14 protein-coding genes and 1 riboswitch are annotated in these 18,906 nt (G+C 70.2%); of the genes, 11 read left to right on the top strand and 3 right to left on the bottom strand.

Features of this window, described 5'->3' with window-relative positions; translation table 11 throughout:
- Nucleotides 1-67 precede the first annotated feature (67 nt).
- Entirely contained in the window at nucleotides 68-1,087 is a 1,020-nt protein-coding gene (locus OG609_RS09985; protein WP_327272492.1) for a LacI family DNA-binding transcriptional regulator, read from the top strand.
- Between the two features lie 29 nt (nucleotides 1,088-1,116).
- On the opposite strand, the gene OG609_RS09980 is transcribed toward OG609_RS09985, so the two are convergent.
- Nucleotides 1,117-2,433, bottom strand: a complete 1,317-nt coding sequence (locus OG609_RS09980) for a citrate synthase (RefSeq protein WP_327272491.1) — start codon at nucleotides 2,431-2,433, stop codon at nucleotides 1,117-1,119.
- Nucleotides 2,434-2,543: 110 nt separating this feature from the next.
- Here OG609_RS09980 and OG609_RS09975 point away from each other — a divergent pair, with 110 nt between their 5' ends.
- A complete protein-coding gene (locus OG609_RS09975; protein ID WP_382910159.1) occupies nucleotides 2,544-3,704 on the top strand; it encodes a citrate synthase/methylcitrate synthase in 1,161 nt (386 codons plus the stop codon).
- 21 nt (nucleotides 3,705-3,725) lie between these two features.
- Nucleotides 3,726-4,859 carry a CobW family GTP-binding protein gene (locus OG609_RS09970; protein WP_327272489.1) on the top strand — a complete coding sequence of 378 codons (1,134 nt, stop codon included), beginning with the start codon at nucleotides 3,726-3,728 and terminating at the stop codon, nucleotides 4,857-4,859.
- Nucleotides 4,860-4,888: 29 nt separating this feature from the next.
- Here the strand turns inward: OG609_RS09970 and OG609_RS09965 are convergent, their stop codons facing one another.
- Nucleotides 4,889-7,339 carry a DNA gyrase/topoisomerase IV subunit A gene (locus tag OG609_RS09965; RefSeq protein WP_327272488.1) on the bottom strand — a complete coding sequence of 817 codons (2,451 nt, stop codon included), beginning with the start codon at nucleotides 7,337-7,339 and terminating at the stop codon, nucleotides 4,889-4,891.
- A gap of 270 nt (nucleotides 7,340-7,609) precedes the next feature.
- On the opposite strand from OG609_RS09965, the gene OG609_RS09960 reads away from it, so the two are divergent.
- The 4 genes from OG609_RS09960 (at nucleotide 7,610) to OG609_RS09945 (ending at nucleotide 12,682) form a co-directional block, all read left to right on the top strand.
- On the top strand, nucleotides 7,610-8,998 hold the full coding sequence (locus tag OG609_RS09960; protein WP_327272487.1) for a M16 family metallopeptidase: 1,389 nt from the start codon (nucleotides 7,610-7,612) through the stop codon (nucleotides 8,996-8,998).
- A 26-nt stretch (nucleotides 8,999-9,024) separates the two neighbouring features.
- The gene (locus OG609_RS09955; RefSeq protein WP_327277991.1) at nucleotides 9,025-10,407 is read left to right on the top strand and encodes a M16 family metallopeptidase; all 1,383 of its coding nucleotides are present in this window, start codon (nucleotides 9,025-9,027) and stop codon (nucleotides 10,405-10,407) included.
- 352 nt (nucleotides 10,408-10,759) lie between these two features.
- Nucleotides 10,760-10,926: riboswitch (cyclic di-AMP (ydaO/yuaA leader) on the top strand.
- A 13-nt stretch (nucleotides 10,927-10,939) separates the two neighbouring features.
- The gene (locus OG609_RS09950; protein WP_327272486.1) at nucleotides 10,940-11,740 is read left to right on the top strand and encodes a M23 family metallopeptidase; all 801 of its coding nucleotides are present in this window, start codon (nucleotides 10,940-10,942) and stop codon (nucleotides 11,738-11,740) included.
- A gap of 228 nt (nucleotides 11,741-11,968) precedes the next feature.
- Nucleotides 11,969-12,682 (top strand): GntR family transcriptional regulator, encoded by a 714-nt coding sequence (locus OG609_RS09945; protein WP_327272485.1) that lies wholly within the window; start codon nucleotides 11,969-11,971, stop codon nucleotides 12,680-12,682.
- A gap of 146 nt (nucleotides 12,683-12,828) precedes the next feature.
- On the opposite strand, the gene OG609_RS09940 is transcribed toward OG609_RS09945, so the two are convergent.
- Complete coding sequence (locus OG609_RS09940) at nucleotides 12,829-13,110, bottom strand: HPr family phosphocarrier protein (protein ID WP_093898943.1); 282 nt, start codon at nucleotides 13,108-13,110, stop codon at nucleotides 12,829-12,831.
- Nucleotides 13,111-13,282: 172 nt separating this feature from the next.
- On the opposite strand from OG609_RS09940, the gene OG609_RS09935 reads away from it, so the two are divergent.
- The 4 genes from OG609_RS09935 (at nucleotide 13,283) to OG609_RS09920 (ending at nucleotide 18,882) form a co-directional block, all read left to right on the top strand.
- Nucleotides 13,283-16,237: a bifunctional acetate--CoA ligase family protein/GNAT family N-acetyltransferase gene (locus OG609_RS09935; RefSeq protein WP_327272484.1), complete on the top strand. Its 2,955-nt coding sequence runs from the start codon at nucleotides 13,283-13,285 to the stop codon at nucleotides 16,235-16,237.
- A gap of 129 nt (nucleotides 16,238-16,366) precedes the next feature.
- On the top strand, nucleotides 16,367-16,963 hold the full coding sequence (locus OG609_RS09930) for a DUF5998 family protein (RefSeq protein WP_093898945.1): 597 nt from the start codon (nucleotides 16,367-16,369) through the stop codon (nucleotides 16,961-16,963).
- A complete protein-coding gene (locus OG609_RS09925; RefSeq protein WP_327272483.1) occupies nucleotides 16,963-18,150 on the top strand; it encodes an alkaline phosphatase family protein in 1,188 nt (395 codons plus the stop codon). Before OG609_RS09930 ends, OG609_RS09925 begins: the two co-directional genes overlap by 1 nt.
- Nucleotides 18,151-18,231: 81 nt before the next feature.
- Nucleotides 18,232-18,882: a thymidine kinase gene (locus tag OG609_RS09920; RefSeq protein WP_327272482.1), complete on the top strand. Its 651-nt coding sequence runs from the start codon at nucleotides 18,232-18,234 to the stop codon at nucleotides 18,880-18,882.
- The last annotated feature ends 24 nt before the right edge of the window (nucleotides 18,883-18,906 follow it).

Here is an 18,906-nt window from a genome sequence, read left to right as displayed (position 1 = left end):
TTCCGGGATTCTCCTCCTTTCCATATTTACGTAATCCATTTGCACTTCTTGCGTTAATCTTGCGCACATGACGCGACGACTTGCTCAGGTGGCGCAGAAGGTGGGAGTCAGCGAGGCCACGGTCAGCCGGGTGCTCAACGGCAAGCCCGGCGTCTCCGACGCCACCCGGAAGGCCGTCCTCTCCGCGCTCGACGTCCTCGGTTACGAGCGCCCGACCCAGTTGCGCGGCGAGCGGGCCCGGCTGGTCGGCCTGGTCCTGCCCGAGCTGCAGAACCCGATCTTCCCCGCCTTTGCCGAGGTCGTCGGCGGCGCGCTCGCCCAGCAGGGGCTCACCCCGGTGCTGTGCACCCAGACGAAGGGCGGCGTCTCCGAGTCCGACTATGTCGAGTTGCTCCTTCAGCAGCAGGTGTCGGGCGTGGTCTTCGCCGGCGGGCTCTACCACCAGGCCGACGCCCCGCACGGCCATTACAAGGTGCTTGCCGACCGCAGGATCCCGGTCGTCCTGATCAATGCGGCCATCGACGATCTCGGCTTCCCCGGCATCTCCTGCGACGACTCCGTCGCCGTGGAACAGGCCTGGCGCCATCTCGTCTCGCTCGGCCACGAGCGCATCGGTCTGGTACTCGGCCCCTCCGACCACGTCCCCTCGCAGCGCAAACTGGCCGCCGCTCGCGCGATCGCCGGGGAGTCGGGCACCACCGTGCCGGACGAGTGGGTGGCCCGGGCCATGTTCTCGCTGGAGGGTGGGCAGGCCGCCGCCATGCGCCTGCTCGACCAGGGCGTCACGGGCATCATCTGCGCCAGCGATCCGCTCGCGCTCGGAGCTGTGCGCGCCGCGCGCCGTCGCGGTCTTTCGGTCCCCGCCGATGTCTCGGTCGTCGGTTACGACGACTCGGCCTTCATGAACTGCACCGAGCCTCCGCTGACCACCGTCCGACAGCCGATCGAGGCCATGGGGCGCGCCGCCGTCGAGCTGCTCTGCGTGCAGATCGGGGGGCGTACTGTGCCGTCCGACGAGCTGCTCTTCGAGCCGGAACTGGTGGTGCGGGGCTCTACCGCCCGGCCGCCGCGCACCGCTTCTCGCTGACCGTCCCGATTTTGCGTTGTACGGACTGCCTATTGCATCGGTCCACCCGTAGCGGTGGGCGGCGGCTGAGGGGGACGGGGGCCTCCGTACTGGCCACTGGGGCGTATACGCAGCGGCCGTTCCCCGTACTCCTCCAGCGCATGCGCGATCCAGCCCGCCGTGCGTGACACCGCGAACACCGTCTCGCCCGCCTCCGCGGCCATGCCCGAGGAGACCGAGAGCACGGCGAGCGCCAGGTCGACATTGGCGTGCAGGGGTGCGTGGCGGGCGGTCGTGGTGACCACGTCGCGCGCTGCGGCGAGCGCGGGGGCCGCCTGCGGGACGTTCGCGAGCAGGGCGAACAACGTCTGTGCCCGCGGGTCCTCGGAGGTGTACAGACGGTGGCCGAGCCCCGGGACCCTGCGTCCGGTACGGAGATGATCCGCGACCACCGGTACCGCGCTGCCCCGCTCCAGGACCTCGGTCAGCATTCGGTGCGCCAGACCGCTCGCGGCCCCGTGCAGTGGGCCCTCCAGGACTCCCAGGCCCGCGGAGACCACCGCGTACGGATGGGCATGGGCGGATGCGGCGACCCTGGCGGCCAGTGTCGACGCCGCGAGATCGTGGTCGATCAGCAGGACGAGGGCGGTGTCCAGCGCGGCAACTGACGGCTCGTCGGCCGGCTGGGCAGTGAGCTTCGGCCACAGCCGCCGTGCCAGCCCGGCCCCGTTCCCGTCCGCCCTCCCTTCGGATCCGTCACCCGTCGAAGATGCGTCCGAGGTCAGGGGCAGCGCTCCGACCAGGGTCGGAATCAGGCTCCGTGCACTGGCGAGCACCGCCTCGCGCGAGAGGTCGAAGCGGAGCGGATCGGCGGTCGCCGCGGCGATCACGGCCACCCGCAGCCGGTCCGTCGAGCCGCTGTGCGCGGGCAGCGCTTCGACCGCCCGGCGTGCCGCAGCCAGCGCCTCAGCAGGTGCCGTGAAGCGGATGCCGGGCCGCAGATCTCCGGTCCAGAGCCATTCGGCGACCTCCTCGTAGGCGTACTGCCTGGCCAGTGCGGTCGCGTCGACGCCACGGAAGTAGTAGCGGTCTCTTTCGATCAGGGTGATGCCGGTGCGGAAGACCAGATCGCCGGTGGCGGCCGAGGACTCCCGGCGGCCCGTGCGCCGGGCCAGCGCATCGACCTCCGCGACGTCGAACGTGCTGCCGCGTCCGCCGGGAGCGCGCCTGCTGCTCAGCTGACCCCGGCTGACATAGGCGTACACCGTCTCGGGCTTCACACCTAGGCGCTCAGCCGTCTCCCGGGTGCTGAGCCGCTGCGGGGCCGTCGCACCGGGGCCGTCGCCGGGTGCTGCTTGATCGTTCATGTCGCCAACCGTATCCATATTGATTCAATCAACATTGACAGGATTGAAGTCAATTATAGATGGTCGAATCAATATTGATGAGATCCACCGGGACGCTCACGGAGGAAGAGATGCCGACCATGACCAGCGGAACCCCGCTCGACGTACCTCGAGGGCTCGCCGGAGTCGTCGTCACCGACACGGCCCTCGGCGATGTCCGCGGGCGCGAGGGCTTCTACCACTACCGGCAGTACTCGGCGATCGAACTGGCACAGACCCGCAGCTTCGAGGACGTCTGGTACCTGATGTTCGAGGGCACGCTGCCCGATGCCGCAGCCGGTGCCGAATTCGCCGCCCGCACCGCCGCACTGCGCCGACTGCCCGCGGAAGTACGCGAGGCACTGCCCGCCATAGCCCGCGCGGGGGCCGTCTCCGGACCCCTGGCCGGCCTGCGCACCGCCCTCTCGCTCCTCGGCGCCTCGGCCGGCTTCCGGCCGGTGTACGACATCGGCGCCGGCCGGCGCCGCAGCGACGCCCTGGCAGCCTGCGCCGCCGTCCCCACCGTGCTCACGGCCCTGCACCGGCTAGGCCAGGGCCTCGAACCGGTTGAGCCACGCGATGATCTGCCCTACGCGGCCAACTACCTCTACATGCTCACCGGTTCCATACCGGACGCCGTACGCGTCAGGGCCGTGGAGCAGTACCTGATCTCCACCATCGACCACGGCTTCAACGCCTCGACCTTCACCGGCCGCGTCGTCGCCTCCACCGGCGCCGATGTCGCGGCCTGTCTGGTGGCGGCCGTCGGCGCGCTCTCCGGACCGCTGCACGGCGGAGCGCCCAGCCGCGCCCTCGACACCCTGGACGCCATCGGCACCCCCGACCGCATCGACGGCTGGATCCGCGAACGGGTGCTCGCGGGTGAGCGGATCATGGGCTTCGGTCACCCCGTGTACCGCACCGAGGACCCGCGCTCACGCATGCTGCGCGGAATCGCCCAGGGCTTCGGCGGCCCGCTCGTCGACTTCGCCGTCGAGGTCGAACGGCAGGTCGAGGCGATCCTCGCCGAGCTCAAGCCGGGCCGTGAGCTGCACACCAACGTGGAGTTCTACGCCGGAGTCGTCATGGAGCTGTGCGGGCTGCCCCGAGAGATGTTCACGCCGACGTTCTGTGCGGCGCGGGTGGTCGGCTGGAGCGCCAATATCCTGGAGCAGGCGGAGGACTCGAAGATCATCCGCCCGGCGGCCCGATACGTCGGTACGCCCCCGCCGCAGCCGGTCCCTGCGCCCTGACGTCCCCGAGGAAGGTCCCCGTTGAACCCGTCGTCCCCGCCCCGCAAGCAGCAGATCCCGGTCATCGTCCTTGCGGGGTTCCTGGGATCCGGCAAGACGACACTGCTCAACCACCTCCTCCGTAACCGTGCGGGAAACCGGATCGGCGTGATCGTCAACGACTTCGGCTCCATCGAGATCGACGCCATGACGGTCTCGGGGCAGGTCGGCTCGACGGTCTCGCTGGGCAACGGATGCCTGTGCTGCGCGGTCGACGTGAGCGAACTCGACACCTTCCTGGAGACGCTGACCCGGCCCGCCGCCCGCCTCGACGTGATCGTCATCGAGGCCAGCGGACTGGCGGAGCCGCAGGAGCTCGTGCGCATGCTCCTGGCCAGCGACAATCCGCACATCGTGTACGGGGGACTGGTGGAGGTCGTCGATGCCGCAGAGTTCGATGCCAGCCGGGAGCGCCATCCGGAGATCGACCGCCATCTCGCTGTCGCCGATCTTGTCGTGCTCAACAAGACCGACCGGGTCGGGAGCGAGGAACAGGCCCGTATCCGGGACGTCATCGCTGCGGCAGGTGCCCCGGTCGGCGACGCAGCGGCGGGTGGCAGCGCGGCCGCCGTCATCTGCGCCACGTACGGACGCATCGACCCCGAGCTGCTCTTCGATCCGGCGCTGCGGCCGGACGGTGAGGAGAAGGCGCGCCAGCTCACTTTCGAGGATCTGCTCCTGGCGGAGCGGGCCGAGGAAGAGGCCGGTGCCGGTCACGGTCACCATCTGCATGCGGCGTACCAGAGCGTGTCCTTCACCGCGGACGTACCCATGAACCCCCGCCGATTGATGGAGTTTCTCGACTCCAGACCGCAGGGTCTCTACCGGATCAAGGGGTTCGTCGACTTCGGCGTGGGCGACCGCGGCAATAAGTACGTCCTGCACGCGGTCGGCAGGTTCCTGCGGTTCGACCCGCAGCCGTGGACCCGCGACGAACCGCGCCTTACGCAGCTGGTGCTGATCGGCTCAGGCATCGATCCGGAGCAGCTTCACAAGGAGCTGGCCGACTGCCGCGAGAGCGCCGCACCGACGCCTGACACGACGCAGGACGCCGCACATGAACGAAGCATGTGGGGCGTCCTGCGGTACGTGCAACGGCCCGACGACGACGCGTAGCGGCAGGCCACCCGTCGTCGGCCGACTGCCTACACCGGCCCCGCGATCACCGCGACCGGCTTGGCCAGTGGCGTCCCCGAACCGTCGCGCCGCGGGTCGGGCTCCGGCAGCTCGGTCGGCGTGCCGTTCTTCTGCGCGGCCCGGGCAGGCGTTGCGCCCGCCCATCCGAACACCAGAACGTCCTCGCCCTTGAGGAAACGCTGGCAGCGCACCCCACCAGTGGCCCTGCCCTTGCGCGGATACTGGTCGAACGGGGTGAGCTTGGACGTCAGCACCGAGTCGTCCAGCGTGCCGTGCGAGCCCGCCACCGTGAACACCACGGCGTCCGCCGCCGGATCCACCGCCGTGAACGAGATCACCTCGGCATCCGCCGTGAGTTTGATCCCCGCCATGCCTCCCGCGGGCCGGCCCTGCGGCCGCACCTGTGCCGCCGGGTAGCGCAGCAACTGCGCGTCGGACGTGATGAAGACCAGGTCCTCCTCGCCCGTACGCAGTTCGGCCGCGCCGACGATCCGGTCGTCGTCCTTGAGGGTGATGACCTCCAACTCGTCCTTGTTGGCCGGGTAGTCCGGCACCACCCGCTTGACGACCCCCTGAAGAGTGCCGATCGCCAGGCCGGGGGAGGCCTCGTCGAGCGTGGTGAGGCAGATGACCTCCTCGTCGCTCTCCAGCGTGAGGAACTCCGAGACCATCGCACCGCCCGAAAGGTTGGGCGCGGCATGGGTGTCCGGCAGCTGGGGCAGATCGATCACCGCGAGCCGCAGCAGCCGCCCTGCGGACGTCACCACGCCCACATCGCCACGGGCCGTCGCCGGTACGGCCGACACGATCGCATCGTGCTTGGCACGCTTGGCGTCCTCGGCGAAGACGATCGGATCGTCATTGGCGGTACGGGCCAGCAGGCCGGTCGAGGACAGCAGCACCCGGCACGGGTCGTCCGCGACCTCGAGCGGCACCGAGGCGACCTGCGAACCGGCCGACTCCAGCAGCACCGTACGCCGGTCGGTGCCGAACTTCTTGGCGACCGCTGCCAGTTCGGAGGAGACGAGCTTGCGCAGCTCGGTGTCCGATTCGAGGATGGCGGTCAGCTCGTCGATCTCGGTGTTGAGCCGGTCCCGCTCGCTCTCCAGCTCGATCCGGTCGAACCGGGTCAGCCGGCGCAGCGGGGTGTCCAGGATGTACTGCGTCTGGGTCTCGCTCAGCGAGAAGTGCTCGATCAGCCGCTCCTTCGCCTGCGCCGAGTTGTCGCTGGACCGGATGAGCCGGATGACCTCGTCGATGTCGATCAGCGCGACGAGCAGGCCCTCGACCAGATGCAGCCGGTCGCGACGCTTGCCCCGGCGGAACTCGCTGCGCCGGCGCACCACGTCGAAGCGGTGGTCGAGATAGACCTCGAGGAGCTCCTTGAGGCCCAGAGTGAGCGGCTGTCCGTCGACCAGCGCCACATTGTTGATACCGAAGGAATCCTCCATCGGAGTCAGCTTGTAGAGCTGCTCCAGCACGGCCTCCGGCACGAAGCCGTTCTTCACCTCGATGACCAGGCGCAGGCCGTGCTCGCGGTCGGTGAGGTCCTTCACGTCCGCGATGCCCTGGAGCTTCTTCGCCGAGACCAGATCCTTGATCTTGGCGATCACCTTCTCCGGACCGACGGCGAAGGGAAGTTCGGTGACGACCAGACCCTTGCGGCGCGCCGTCACATCTTCCACGGCGACGGTCGCACGGATCTTGAACGTGCCGCGCCCGCCGGCGTACGCATCCTTGATGCCGCCCAGGCCCACGATCCGGCCACCCGTCGGCAGATCGGGACCGGGGACGAACCGCATCAGGGTCTCCAGGTCTGCACCCGGATGCTTGATCAGATGGCGGGCTGCGGCGATGACCTCGCCCAGGTTGTGCGGCGGCATATTGGTCGCCATGCCGACCGCGATCCCGGACGACCCGTTGACCAGGAGGTTGGGGTACGCGGCGGGGAGAACGGTCGGCTCCTGCTCCTGGCCGTCGTAATTCGACTGGAAAGCGACGGTGTCCTCGTCGATCGACTCCGTCATCAGTGACGTCGCGTCGGCCATCCGGCACTCGGTGTACCGCATGGCGGCCGGTGGGTCGTCGTTTCCGAGCGAGCCGAAGTTGCCGTGGCCGTCGACCAGGGGGAGCCGCATGGAGAACGGCTGCGCCAGACGGACCAGCGCGTCGTAGATCGACGCATCGCCGTGCGGGTGCAACTTACCCATGACCTCGCCGACGACACGAGCGCACTTCACATAGCCGCGGTCGGGGCGCAGGCCCATCTCGTTCATCTGGTACACGATGCGGCGGTGCACCGGCTTCATGCCGTCACGGGCGTCCGGCAGGGCCCGTGAGTAGATCACCGAGTACGCGTACTCAAGGAAGGAGCCCTGCATTTCGTCGACGACGTCGATGTCGAGGATCTTCTCCTCGAAGTCGTCCGGCGGCGGGGTCTTCGTGCTGCGGCGGGCCATCGCTGCTGCGACTCCTTCACGGATTCTGTTCGGGCAACCTCAGGTTCTGACGCGGACCATTGTGGACCGCCGCACTGACATCGCCGACCTCGACCCGTCCCAAGAGCCGTTCCCGACCCCTGCCGAGGTGGTTTCACAACCCATCCCGCGGGGGATGCGCCCCTCTTTCACGCGAACTTCCGCGGTATGGGAACTTCGCCAGGTGCCTGTGCGCTTGCTTACAGTGGCAGGTCTCGCAGGAAATCCAGTATCGCGATCGAAGGGACGTACATGCCCAAGGGTCACACGGCCACAGCCCAGGCCGGCTCCGGCGGCTTGACAGCGACCGAGCACCGTCTGGCCAACGGCCTGCGCGTGGTGCTCTCCGAGGACCATCTGACCCCGGTCGCCGCGGTCTGCCTCTGGTACGACGTCGGCTCGCGCCACGAGGTCAAGGGACGCACCGGTCTGGCTCACCTCTTCGAGCACCTGATGTTCCAGGGCTCCGGCCAGGTCAAGGGGAACGGACACTTCGAGCTGGTGCAGGGAGCCGGCGGTTCGCTCAACGGGACCACCAGCTTCGAGCGCACCAATTACTTCGAGACCATGCCCACGCACCAGCTGGAGCTGGCTCTCTGGCTCGAGGCCGACCGGATGGGCTCGCTGCTCGCCGCGCTCGACGAGGAGTCCATGGAGAACCAGCGCGACGTCGTCAAGAACGAGCGCCGCCAGCGCTACGACAACGTTCCCTACGGCACGGCGTTCGAGAAGCTGACGGCACTGGCCTACCCCGATGGTCACCCGTACCACCACACGCCGATCGGCTCGATGGCGGACCTGGACGCCGCGACCCTCGAGGACGCCCGCGCCTTCTTCCGTACGTACTACGCGCCCAACAACGCGGTGCTCTCGGTCGTCGGCGACATCGACCCCGAGCAGACCCTCGCCTGGATCGAGAAGTACTTCGGCTCCATCCCGTCCCACGACGGCAAGCAGCCGCCGCGCGACGGCACGCTCCCCGAGACCATCGGCGAGCAGCTGCGCGAAGAGGTGCACGAGGAGGTTCCGGCGCGGGCGCTGATGGCCGCCTACCGGCTGCCGCACGACGGCACCCGTGAATGTGACGCGGCAGACCTCGCGCTGACCGTGCTCGGCGGCGGCGAGTCGTCGCGGCTGCACAACCGCCTGGTCCGCCGTGACCGCACGGCCGTGGCGGCCGGGTTCGGGCTGCTGCGGCTGGCCGGTGCGCCCTCGCTCGGCTGGCTGGACGTCAAGACGTCCGGCGGCGTAGAGGTGCCGCAGATCGAGGCCGCGGTCGACGAGGAGCTTGCCCGGTTCGCCGCCGAGGGCCCCACGCCCGAGGAAATGGAACGTGCGCAGGCCCAGTTGGAGCGCGAGTGGTTGGACCGGCTTGGTACGGTCGCGGGCCGCGCCGACGAACTCTGCCGGTTCGCCGTGCTGTTCGGCGACCCGCAGCTCGCCCTGACCGCCGTACAGCGGGTACTCGATGTCACCGCGGCAGAGGTCCAGGCGGCCGCCAAGGCCCAGCTGCGCCCCGACAACCGGGCGGTGCTGGTCTACGAGCCGGTCGAATCGGCCGAGCCCGCAGACGCAGCGGACACCGAGACCGGCGCCGACGGCGCCGACGACACCGACGCGCACGAAGGAGCGGACAAGTGACCGACGCTGCCGCGACTGGAGTTTCGATGCAGTACCACCCGCAGCCGGCCCCCGGCCTTGCCCGCCCCTGGGCCTTCCCCGCGCCGGAGCGCGGCGCCCTGCCCAACGGCCTCACGGTGCTGCGCTGCCACCGCCCCGGCCAGCAGGTCGTGGCGGTCGAGATCTTCCTCGACGCCCCGCTGGACGCCGAGCCCGAGGGCCTCGACGGCGTGGCCACGATCATGTCGCGGGCGCTGTCCGAGGGCACCGACAAGCACACCGCCGAGGAGTTCGCCGCCGAGCTGGAGCGCTGCGGCGCCACCCTCGACGCGCACGCAGATCACCCCGGCGTCAGGGTCTCCCTGGAGGTCCCGGCCTCCCGGCTGGCCAAGGCGCTCGCGCTGGTCGCCGAGGCGTTGCGGGCGCCCGCCTTCGCCGACAGCGAGATCGAACGGCTGGTACGCAACCGGCTCGACGAGATCCCGCACGAGCAGGCCAACCCGGCCCGGCGTGCCGCCAAGCAGCTCTCCAAGGAGCTCTTCCCGGCCGCGGCGCGGATGTCGCGCCCGCGCCAGGGCAGCGAGGAGACGGTGGAGCGGATCGACTCGGCGGCTGTGCGTGCCTTCTTCGACGCCCACGTCCGGCCGTCCACGGCGACCGCCGTGGTCGTCGGTGACCTCACCGGCATCGACCTGGACGCCCTGCTCGCCGACACCCTCGGCGACTGGGCGGGAGACACCGCGGAGCCTCGGCCCGCCCCGCCGATCACCGCCGACGACACCGGCCGAGTGGTGATCGTCGACCGTCCGGGCGCGGTGCAGACGCAGCTGCTGATCGGCCGGATCGGCGCCGACCGGCACGACAGCGTGTGGCCGGCCCAGGTGCTGGGCACGTACTGCCTGGGCGGCACGCTCACCTCCCGGCTGGACCGTGTGCTGCGCGAGGAGAAGGGCTACACCTACGGCGTACGGGCCTTCGCCCAGGTGCTGCGGTCGTCGGCCCCGGATTCCGCCTCGGGGGCGACCGGTGCCGCGATGCTCGCCATCAGCGGATCGGTGGACACGGAGTCCACGGGACCGGCGCTGAAGGACCTGTGGACGGTCCTGCGGACCCTGGCGGCCGAGGGGCTGACCGATGAAGAGCGTGAGACGGCCGTGCAGAACCTCGTGGGTGTCGCACCGCTGAAGTTCGAGACGGCGGCCTCGGTCGCGGGCACCCTCGCCGACCAGGTCGAGCAGCACCTCCCGGACGACTACCAGGCACAGTTGTACGCCCGGCTCGCGGAGACCGGCACGGTCGAGGCGACCGCTGCGGTGGTCAACGCCTTCCCGGGTGACCGGCTGGTCACGATCCTCGTCGGTGACGCGTCACAGATCGAGGAGCCGGTCCGGGCCCTGGGCATCGGAGAGGTGTCGGTGGTCGCCGGCTGACGGGCATACCCGTCGTGGACACCGGACGACCGGCCGGGCCGAGGCGGGCGACCCCCGCCCGCCCGGCCCGTTGCGTGTGACAGTCCACCGGTCGACTTTCACGTTCGACCGAAGCACCGAAGGCAACGGCCGGTCCACTGACCTGTCATATGTCCGCACATCGGGACAGAAGGAAGACCCGTGTGAGCGAAATCTCGCCGAGGTCTTCCTTTTTCTCCGTTTTGGTGGGGAGGTTGCCTGTCTGCCCTGTGGGATGCGCTACAAAACGGCCTGTCCGTTTGGTGAATGTAAATGACCCCGCTTAGCGTCGGCTGGGCTGTCCGTCACTCGTATGCCGCATCCGTGACATACCGGGCAGTCATCGCCGAGTCCCCGTCAGGCGCGAGCCTGGGGAGCCGGGGACCCATGCAGTCCCTGGGGTGAATCGGATGCCTGAGCCCGGATGAGGCCGGGGCGTCCGTAGGAGACCTTCCTGCTCCGAACCCGTCAGCTAACCCGGTAGGCGAGAAGGAAGGAAAGGATCAGCCACTCCATGGCGTTCACCCGTGCCACCGGGAAGCATCGTGCCCCGAGCCGACTGACGCGCAGCAGCGCGAAGATCGCCGGCGTCGCCGCTCTGGCCACCACCGGCGTCATAGGCGGCATGGCCTCTCCGGCCCTCGCCGCGGACTCCTCCGTCAGCGAGACCGGTCTGAACCAGGTCATCGCCATTGAGGGCACCCTCGCCGACCAGATCGACGCCCAGGCCGACGCGCAGAAGCGCCAGGCCGATGTCGCGGCGAAGGCGAAGGCGGAGGCGGAGGCGCAGCGAAAGGCCGAGGCCAAGAAGAAGGCCGAGGCGAAGGCCAAGGCCGACGCGAAGCGCGCGGCCGAGGCACGCGCCGAGAAGGCCCGCGCCGCCCGGTCCGCCGAGCGCACCCGCCTGGGTTACTTCCAGCTCCCGGTCGCCGGTTCGTACGTCACCACCGGCTACAAGTCCAGCGGCTCGCTCTGGTCCTCCGGCAGCCACTCGGGCATCGACTTCCACGCCGCGTCCGGCAGCTCCGTCGTCGCCGTCGGAGCCGGTACGGTCGTCGAGGCCGGCTGGGGAGGCGCGTACGGCAACAACATCGTGCTCCGGATGACGGACGGCACGTACACGCAGTACGGCCACCTCTCCTCGATCGGCGTCTCCGTCGGCCAGAGCGTCGGCGCGGGCCAGCAGATCGGCCTCTCCGGCTCGACCGGCAACTCCACCGGTCCGCACCTTCACTTCGAGGCCAGGACCACGCCGTCGTACGGCTCCGACATGGACCCCGTCGCGTACCTGCGCGCCCACGGCGTCAACGTCTGACCGACGCTCCACCCGCAGCACCCCTTCGAAGGCCCCGGCAGCGCGCCGGGGCCTTCGCCGTGCCTGGCCTCCGCGCCCGCCCGCAGTACCTGCTCCCCGAACCGTCCTGTGACCAAAAGATATTCATGAATTTCCACCCGGCATCGGAAATGCGGCCGCATTGCAATAGAGTCGCAGAACAGGCGTCGGTCGGCCGTGTTTCACGGGGATTAAGGCGGAGGTTCGGACATGCGCATTCCGGCACATTCGGTATGCACGGCAATCCGTGACGACATCGTCTCCGGTTTTTTCGAACGCGGAAGCCGGCTCACCGAGGAGTTGCTGGCGCGCCGTTACGGAGTCTCCCGTGTTCCGGTACGGGAGGCGCTGCGCACCCTGGAGTCCGAGGGCTTCGTGGTAACCCGCCGGCACGCGGGCGCCTGCGTCGCCGAGCCGACCGAGCAGGAGGCCGTCGACCTCCTGGAGGTCCGGATGCTGCTGGAGCCGCTGGGTGCCGCGCGCGCCGCGCAGCGCCGCACCGAGGCGCATCTCAAGGTATTGCGCGGTCTGGTCAGGCTCGGTCAGGAGCGGGCCCGGCGGGGCGAGGGGGAGGACCTGCGCTCACTGGGCGGCTGGTTCCACGAGACGTTGGCGCAGGCCTCCGGCAGTCCCGGCCTGATCGCGCTGCTCACCCAGCTCCGCCACAAGATCGCCTGGATGTACACGGTCGAGCAGCCGGCCCGCCCGGTGGAATCCTGGGCCGAGCGCGGGGCCATTGTGGACGCGGTGGCGAGGCGTGACGCGGAACGGGCCAGGGTGCTGGCCACCCAGCACGCCGAACGGGCCGCGGCCGCGCACCGGCTGCGCCGCGCCGACCGGCCGGGCCGTCGGCCCGATGCCCTGCGCGCCGACCGGGTGAGGGCTTCGCAACACTCCGTAAACACCATGGGTGTTCGGAATTAACAATTACGCCGTATACAAAGAGTAGTAATTCTTCGAGGGCTTTCTTTGGGTTGCCTGAATTTGCTCCGATCGTCCGTCCCGGGTCAGGGAAGTGAAAAAGCCGCGGCCCTCAATAAGGGTGCCGCGGCTCTCTTGCGGAGAATGGTTCAGACGGTCTCCGGAAGCTCGTCGAGCCCTTCGGCGACCAGCTTCGCCAGACGGTCCAGGGCGGCTTCGGAGTCGTCGGCCTCGGACGCGAGCACGATCTCCTCGCCGCCGTGCGCGCCGAGACCGAGCACCGCGAGCATGGAGGCGGCGTTCACCGGGTTGCCGTCGGCCTTGGAGATCGTCACGGGGACGCCGGAAGCCGTAGCGGCACGGACGAAGATGGAAGCGGGGCGGGCGTGCAGGCCCTCGGCCCAACCGACGTTGACGCGGCGCTCAGCCATGGTTCTGCCCTTCACGAATCAATGGTTGTCTAGACCAGTCTCTCATGTGGTGCGCGATGCTCCGGCCGACCTGCGGCACGCCCACAACCCGTGCTCCACCGCCGATCGGCCCCCTCAGACTGCCCCGGCCCCAAGGCCTACGCGACCGCTGACGGAGCCGTAGTCTTTGCGCATGCAGCCCTCGCCGGAGCAGAGTCCGCATCACGCGTACCCCGACCACTGGGAAGCGGACGTGGTCCTCCGCGACGGAGGAACCGCCCGGATCAGGCCCATCACCACGGACGACGCCGAACGGCTGGTCAGCTTCTACGAGCAGGTCTCCGACGAGTCGAAGTACTACCGCTTCTTCGCCCCGTACCCGCGTCTGTCCGACAGGGACGTGCACCGCTTCACCCATCACGACTACGTCGACCGGGTGGGGCTCGCGGTCACGGTCGGCGGCGAGTTCATCGCGACCGTCCGCTACGACCGGATCGACGAGCGGGGCAGGCCCGCTTCCGCGCCCGCCGACGAGGCCGAGGTCGCCTTCCTCGTCCAGGACGCGCATCAGGGCCGGGGCGTGGCATCGGCGCTCCTCGAACACATCGCGGCCGTCGCCCGCGAGCGCGGCATCCGCCGCTTCGCTGCCGAGGTGCTGCCCGCAAACAACAAGATGATCAAGGTGTTCCGGGACGCCGGTTACACCCAGCAGCGCAGTTTCGAGGACGGCTCCGTCCATCTCACCCTGGACCTCGAACCGACCGCCGAGTCGCTCGCCGTGCAACGCGGCCGTGAGCAGCGGGCCGAGGCGCGCTCCGTGCAACGGCTGCTCGCCCCCGGATCCGTCGCCGTCATCGGCGCGGGCCGCACTCCCGGCGGGGTCGGCCGCACGGTCCTGCGCAACCTCCTCGGGGCCGGCTTCACGGGCCGTACGTACGCAGTGAACCGCGCCTTCGCCGCCGACCAGGGCACGATCGACGGTGTCCCCGCCCATCGTTCCGTCGGTGAAATCGACGAACAGGTGGATCTCGCGGTTGTCGCCGTCCCCGCCGACCGGGTTCCGGAGGCCGTCGCCGACTGCGGTGAGCACGGTGTCCAGGGCCTGGTCGTCCTCTCCGCCGGGTACGCCGAATGGGGCGCCGAAGGCAGGGAACGGCAGCGTGAACTGGTCCGCCAGGCGCGCTCGTACGGGATGCGGATCATCGGCCCGAATGCCTTCGGTGTCATCAACAACTCCGACGCCGTCCGGCTGAACGCCTCCCTCGCCCCCGAGCCGCCCGCCCCCGGACGCATCGGCCTCTTCACCCAGTCCGGAGCGATCGGCATCGCGCTGCTCTCCGGGCTCTACCGGCGCGGCGCAGGCCTGTCCACCTTCATCTCCGCCGGCAACCGCGCCGACATCTCGGGCAACGACTTCCTGCAGTACTGGTACGAGGACCCGGACACCGACGTCGCCCTTCTGTACCTCGAATCGCTCGGCAACCCGCGCAAGTTCACCCGCCTCGCGCGGCGCACCGCGGCCGTGAAGCCGGTGGTCGTGGTGAAGGGCGCCCGGCACAGTGGCTCCACCCCACCCGGCCATGCGGTGCCGGTCAGCCGGATCCCGGACGCGACGGTCTCCGCGCTCATGCGGCAGGCGGGCGTGATCCGCGTCGACACCGTTACGGAGATGGTCGACGCGGGTCTCCTCCTCGCCGATCAGCCCCTCCCGGCGGGCCCGCGGGTCGCGATCCTCGGCAACTCCGAATCGCTCGGCCTGCTCACGTACGACGCCTGTCTGGCCGAGGGACTGCGCCCGCGCCCGCCCCGCGACCTCACCACCGCCGCCACCCCGCAGCACTTCCGGGATGCCCTGGCCCAGGCCCTCGCCGACGAGGGCTGCGACTCGGTGGTCGTGACGGCGATCCCGTGGGTGGGCGAGAACGGCGAGGCGGAATCGGGCGACGGCGAGGTGCTGGCGACCGCGCTGCACGCGGCCGCCGCGGCCGGTCCCGCCAAGCCGGTGGCCGTCGTCCATGTGGAGATCGGCGGCCTGGCGGAGGCCCTCGCCGCGGCCACCAGTACGGTCGCACTGCCGCGTCCTTCGACACAGTCCTCCGCAGCCGCGACATCCCCGCGCGCAGCAGCCGCCACCACGACCGGCCCCGCCCTTGCGCGTACCCCGTCAGCACCCGGAACCGGCAGCGGCACAGCCGGCGCCGCCACCGATGCGGGCAGCGACGACGGCGCCGGTGCCGCCGCGGGCGCTGACGGCGGCCCCGGCATCCGGACCGGCCGGATTCCCGCCTACCCCGCCGCCGAACGGGCCGTGCGTGCCCTGGCCGAAGCGGTGAGGTACGCGCAGTGGCGACGGCAGGCCGCCGTGCCCGGCAAGGTGCCCGAGTTCCTCGACGACACCATCGACGAGCCGGGTGCCGCCGACCTGATCGACACCCTCCTCGGCCCCGACCCCGACCCGCGGGGCAGACCGCTCGCACACGACGAGGCGCGCGAACTCCTGGGCCGCTACGGCATCACCGTACGGCCTACACTTCCGGCCTCCGACCCGGAAGCCGCTGTCGCCGCGGCGGCACAGCTCGGCTATCCCGTGGCGCTCAAGACCACCGCGCCCCATCTGCGTCACCGTGCCGATCTCGGCGGTGTCCGGCTGGACCTCGCCAACGAGAGCGTGTTGCGCCGGGCGTACGGCGAACTGACCGAACTGCTCGGCAAGCCCGCCGAGCTCCAGCCCGTCGTCCAGGCCATGGCTCCGCGCGGCGTCGACACCGTCGTAAGGGCCACGATCGACCCGGCGGCGGGTGCCGTCCTCTCCTTCGGGCTCGCGGGCGCGCCCTCCGAACTCCTCGGCGACACCGCCCACCGCCTCGTTCCGGCCACCGACCGCGACGCCGCCGAGCTGATCCGGTCCATCCGGGCGGCGCCGGTGCTGTTCGGCTGGCGTGGTGCGGCGCCCGTGGACACCGCAGCGCTGGAAGTGCTGCTGCTGCGGGTGTCCCGGCTGGTCGACGACCATCCCGAGGTGGTCTCCATCGCCCTGGAACCGGTCGTGGTCGCCACTCAGGGGCTGACCGTCCTCGGCGCGAGCGTCCGGCTCTCGCCGCCGCCGGCCCGCACCGACCTCGGTCCCCGCCGCCTCCCCAACTACTGACCGGCGGCGAGCCGTTTCGTCCCCGAACGCCGTACGGGCGCCAAACCGAGTCCCTTCACCGCTGAGGCCCCGGTCCGCCCTGCCGCACAACGTCCCCGGCAGTCATCCGTCCCCCGTAGGATGGTCCTCATGGCAAAGACCGGTACGACGACCCAGGGGCTGCGCGCGGCGATCGAGCGCAGCGGCTACTACCCGGCCCTCGTGGCCGAGGCGGTGGAGGCCGCCGTGGGCGGTGAGCCGGTCGCTTCGTACCTGGTGCACCAGGAGACCACCTTCGACTCCAACGAGGTGCGCCGCCACGTCACGGTCCTGGTCCTGACGGACAACCGTTTCATCGTCAGCCACACGGACGAGCAGAACGCGGACACCAGCTCCCCGACGCCGTACGCCACGACCTCCACCGAGTCGGTCAAGCTCGACCGGATCTCGTCGGTCGTGGTCAGCCGTGTCGTGGCCAACCCCGAGAAGTACGTACCGGGCACGCTGCCCCGCGAGGTCGTCCTCACCATCGGATGGGGCGCGGTCTCCCGGATCGACCTGGAGCCGGCCGCCTGCGGCGACCCCAACTGCGAGGCCGACCACGGCTACACCGGCAGCTCCACCGCCGACGATCTGAGCCTGCGGGTCAGCGAGGCCGGTGACGGCCCGGACACCGTGCGCCAGACCCTCGCCTTCGCCCAGGCGCTCTCCGAGGCCACGGCCGCGACCGCGGCGACCGGTCGCTGATGGCCCAGCCGGCCTGGCAGGACCCCGTTCTGCTCCCCGTGGACACCGCCCCCGTACCGGAGTACGGCAGCGGCTCGCTCTGCGATCTGCTGCCCACGCTCGCCGCCGGACAGGGCGTACCCGGCTTCACCGCCGCGATCCCCGAACTCACCCCTGCCGACCGCAACTGCGTGTTCCTGATAGACGGTCTCGGCTGGGAGCAGATCAAGGCCCACCCGGACGAGGCACCGTTTCTGCACTCACTGCTGCCCACCTCGCGCGGCGGCACCGGCCGTCCGATCACGGCGGGCTTCCCGGCCACCACCGCGACCTCACTGGCCTCGGTCGGTACCGGACTTCCGCCGGGGGAGCACGGCCTTCCCGGCTACACCGCGCGCAATCCGGAGACCGGCGAGCTGATGAACCAGCTCCGCTGGCAGCCCTGGACCCCGCCGAAGGCCTGGCAGCCGTACCCGACCGTCTTCAAGCTCGCCGACGCCGCCGGTGTGCGCACCGCCCAGGTCTCCGCCCCCGCCTTCGAGCAGACTCCGCTCACCAAGATCGCGCTCAGCGGGGGCTCGTTCCTCGGCCGGCTGTCCGGCGAGGAGCGGATGGACGTCGCCGCCGAACGGCTCGCCGCAGGTGACCGGTCGCTCGTCTACACGTACTACAGCGAGGTCGACGGCAAGGGCCATCGCTTCGGCGTCGACTCCGACGCCTGGCGCGGACAGCTGATGTACGTGGACGGCCTGGCCCGGCGGCTGGCCGAACAGCTCCCGCCCCGCTCGGCGCTGTACATCACCGCCGACCACGGCATGATCGACATCCCCTTCGACGAGCAGTCCCGGATCGACTTCGACGAGGACTGGGAGCTGCGCGCCGGCGTGGCCCTGCTCGGCGGCGAGGGCCGGGCCCGTCATGTGTACGCCGTCCCCGGGGCCGAGAGCGATGTGCTGACCGTCTGGCGGGAAGTGCTCGGCGAGCAGTTCTGGGTGGCGAGCCGGGACGAGGCGATCGCGGCAGGCTGGTTCGGCCCGAAGATCGACGAACGTGTCCACGGCAGGATCGGCGACGTCGTCGCGGCGGCCCGCGACGACGTGGTGATCACGGCTTCGGTCAATGAGCCGCACGAGTCCGCGATGGTCGGCATGCACGGTTCGATGACCCCCGTCGAGCAGCTCGTCCCGCTGCTCGAAGTACGCTCGTAGGCGCGTTTTCCCTTTCCAGCGTTCCCCCACCAGCGTTTCCCCTGCCCCGCTTCGCCCCGCCCGAAAGGTGCTCAGCCCCTCATGCCCGAGCTTGTGTTCTTCTCCGGAACGATGGACTGCGGAAAGAGCACGCTGGCGCTGCAGATCGGCCACAACCGTTCGGCGCGCGGCCTGCAAGGCGTGATCTTCACCCGCGACGACCGGGCGGGGGAGGGCAAGCTCTCCTCACGTCTGGGGCTGGTCACCGAGGCCGTCGAGGCCGATGCGGGCATGGATCTGTACGCGCACCTCGTCGACCTCATCAGCCGGGGCGGGCGGGCGGACTACGTGATCGTGGATGAGGCACAGTTCCTGGCTCCCGTCCAGATCGACCAGCTCGCCCGTATCGTCGACGACCTCGGCATGGACGTCTTCGCTTTCGGTATCACCACCGACTTCCGGACCAAGCTGTTCCCCGGATCCCAGCGGCTGATCGAACTGGCCGACCGGGTCGAGACGCTCCAGGTCGAGGCGCTCTGCTGGTGCGGTGCACGGGCCACGCACAACGCCCGAACGGTCGGCGGCGAGATGGTCGTCGAAGGCGCCCAGGTGGTCGTGGGAGACGTCAACCAGCAGGCGGGCGAGGTCGGTTACGAGGTTCTGTGCCGGCGTCACCACCAGCGCAGGACGACCAGCGCGAGCGCCCGAGCGGCCGCGCTCTCGCCCGACGTGCTGCCCGTCACCTCTGTCTGAACCGTCCCCTCGGGCGTCGGGTGC

The organism is Streptomyces sp. NBC_01224 (assembly GCF_036002945.1).
GTDB lineage: Bacteria > Actinomycetota > Actinomycetes > Streptomycetales > Streptomycetaceae > Streptomyces.
This window is presented reverse-complemented; position numbering and strand designations above follow the sequence as displayed.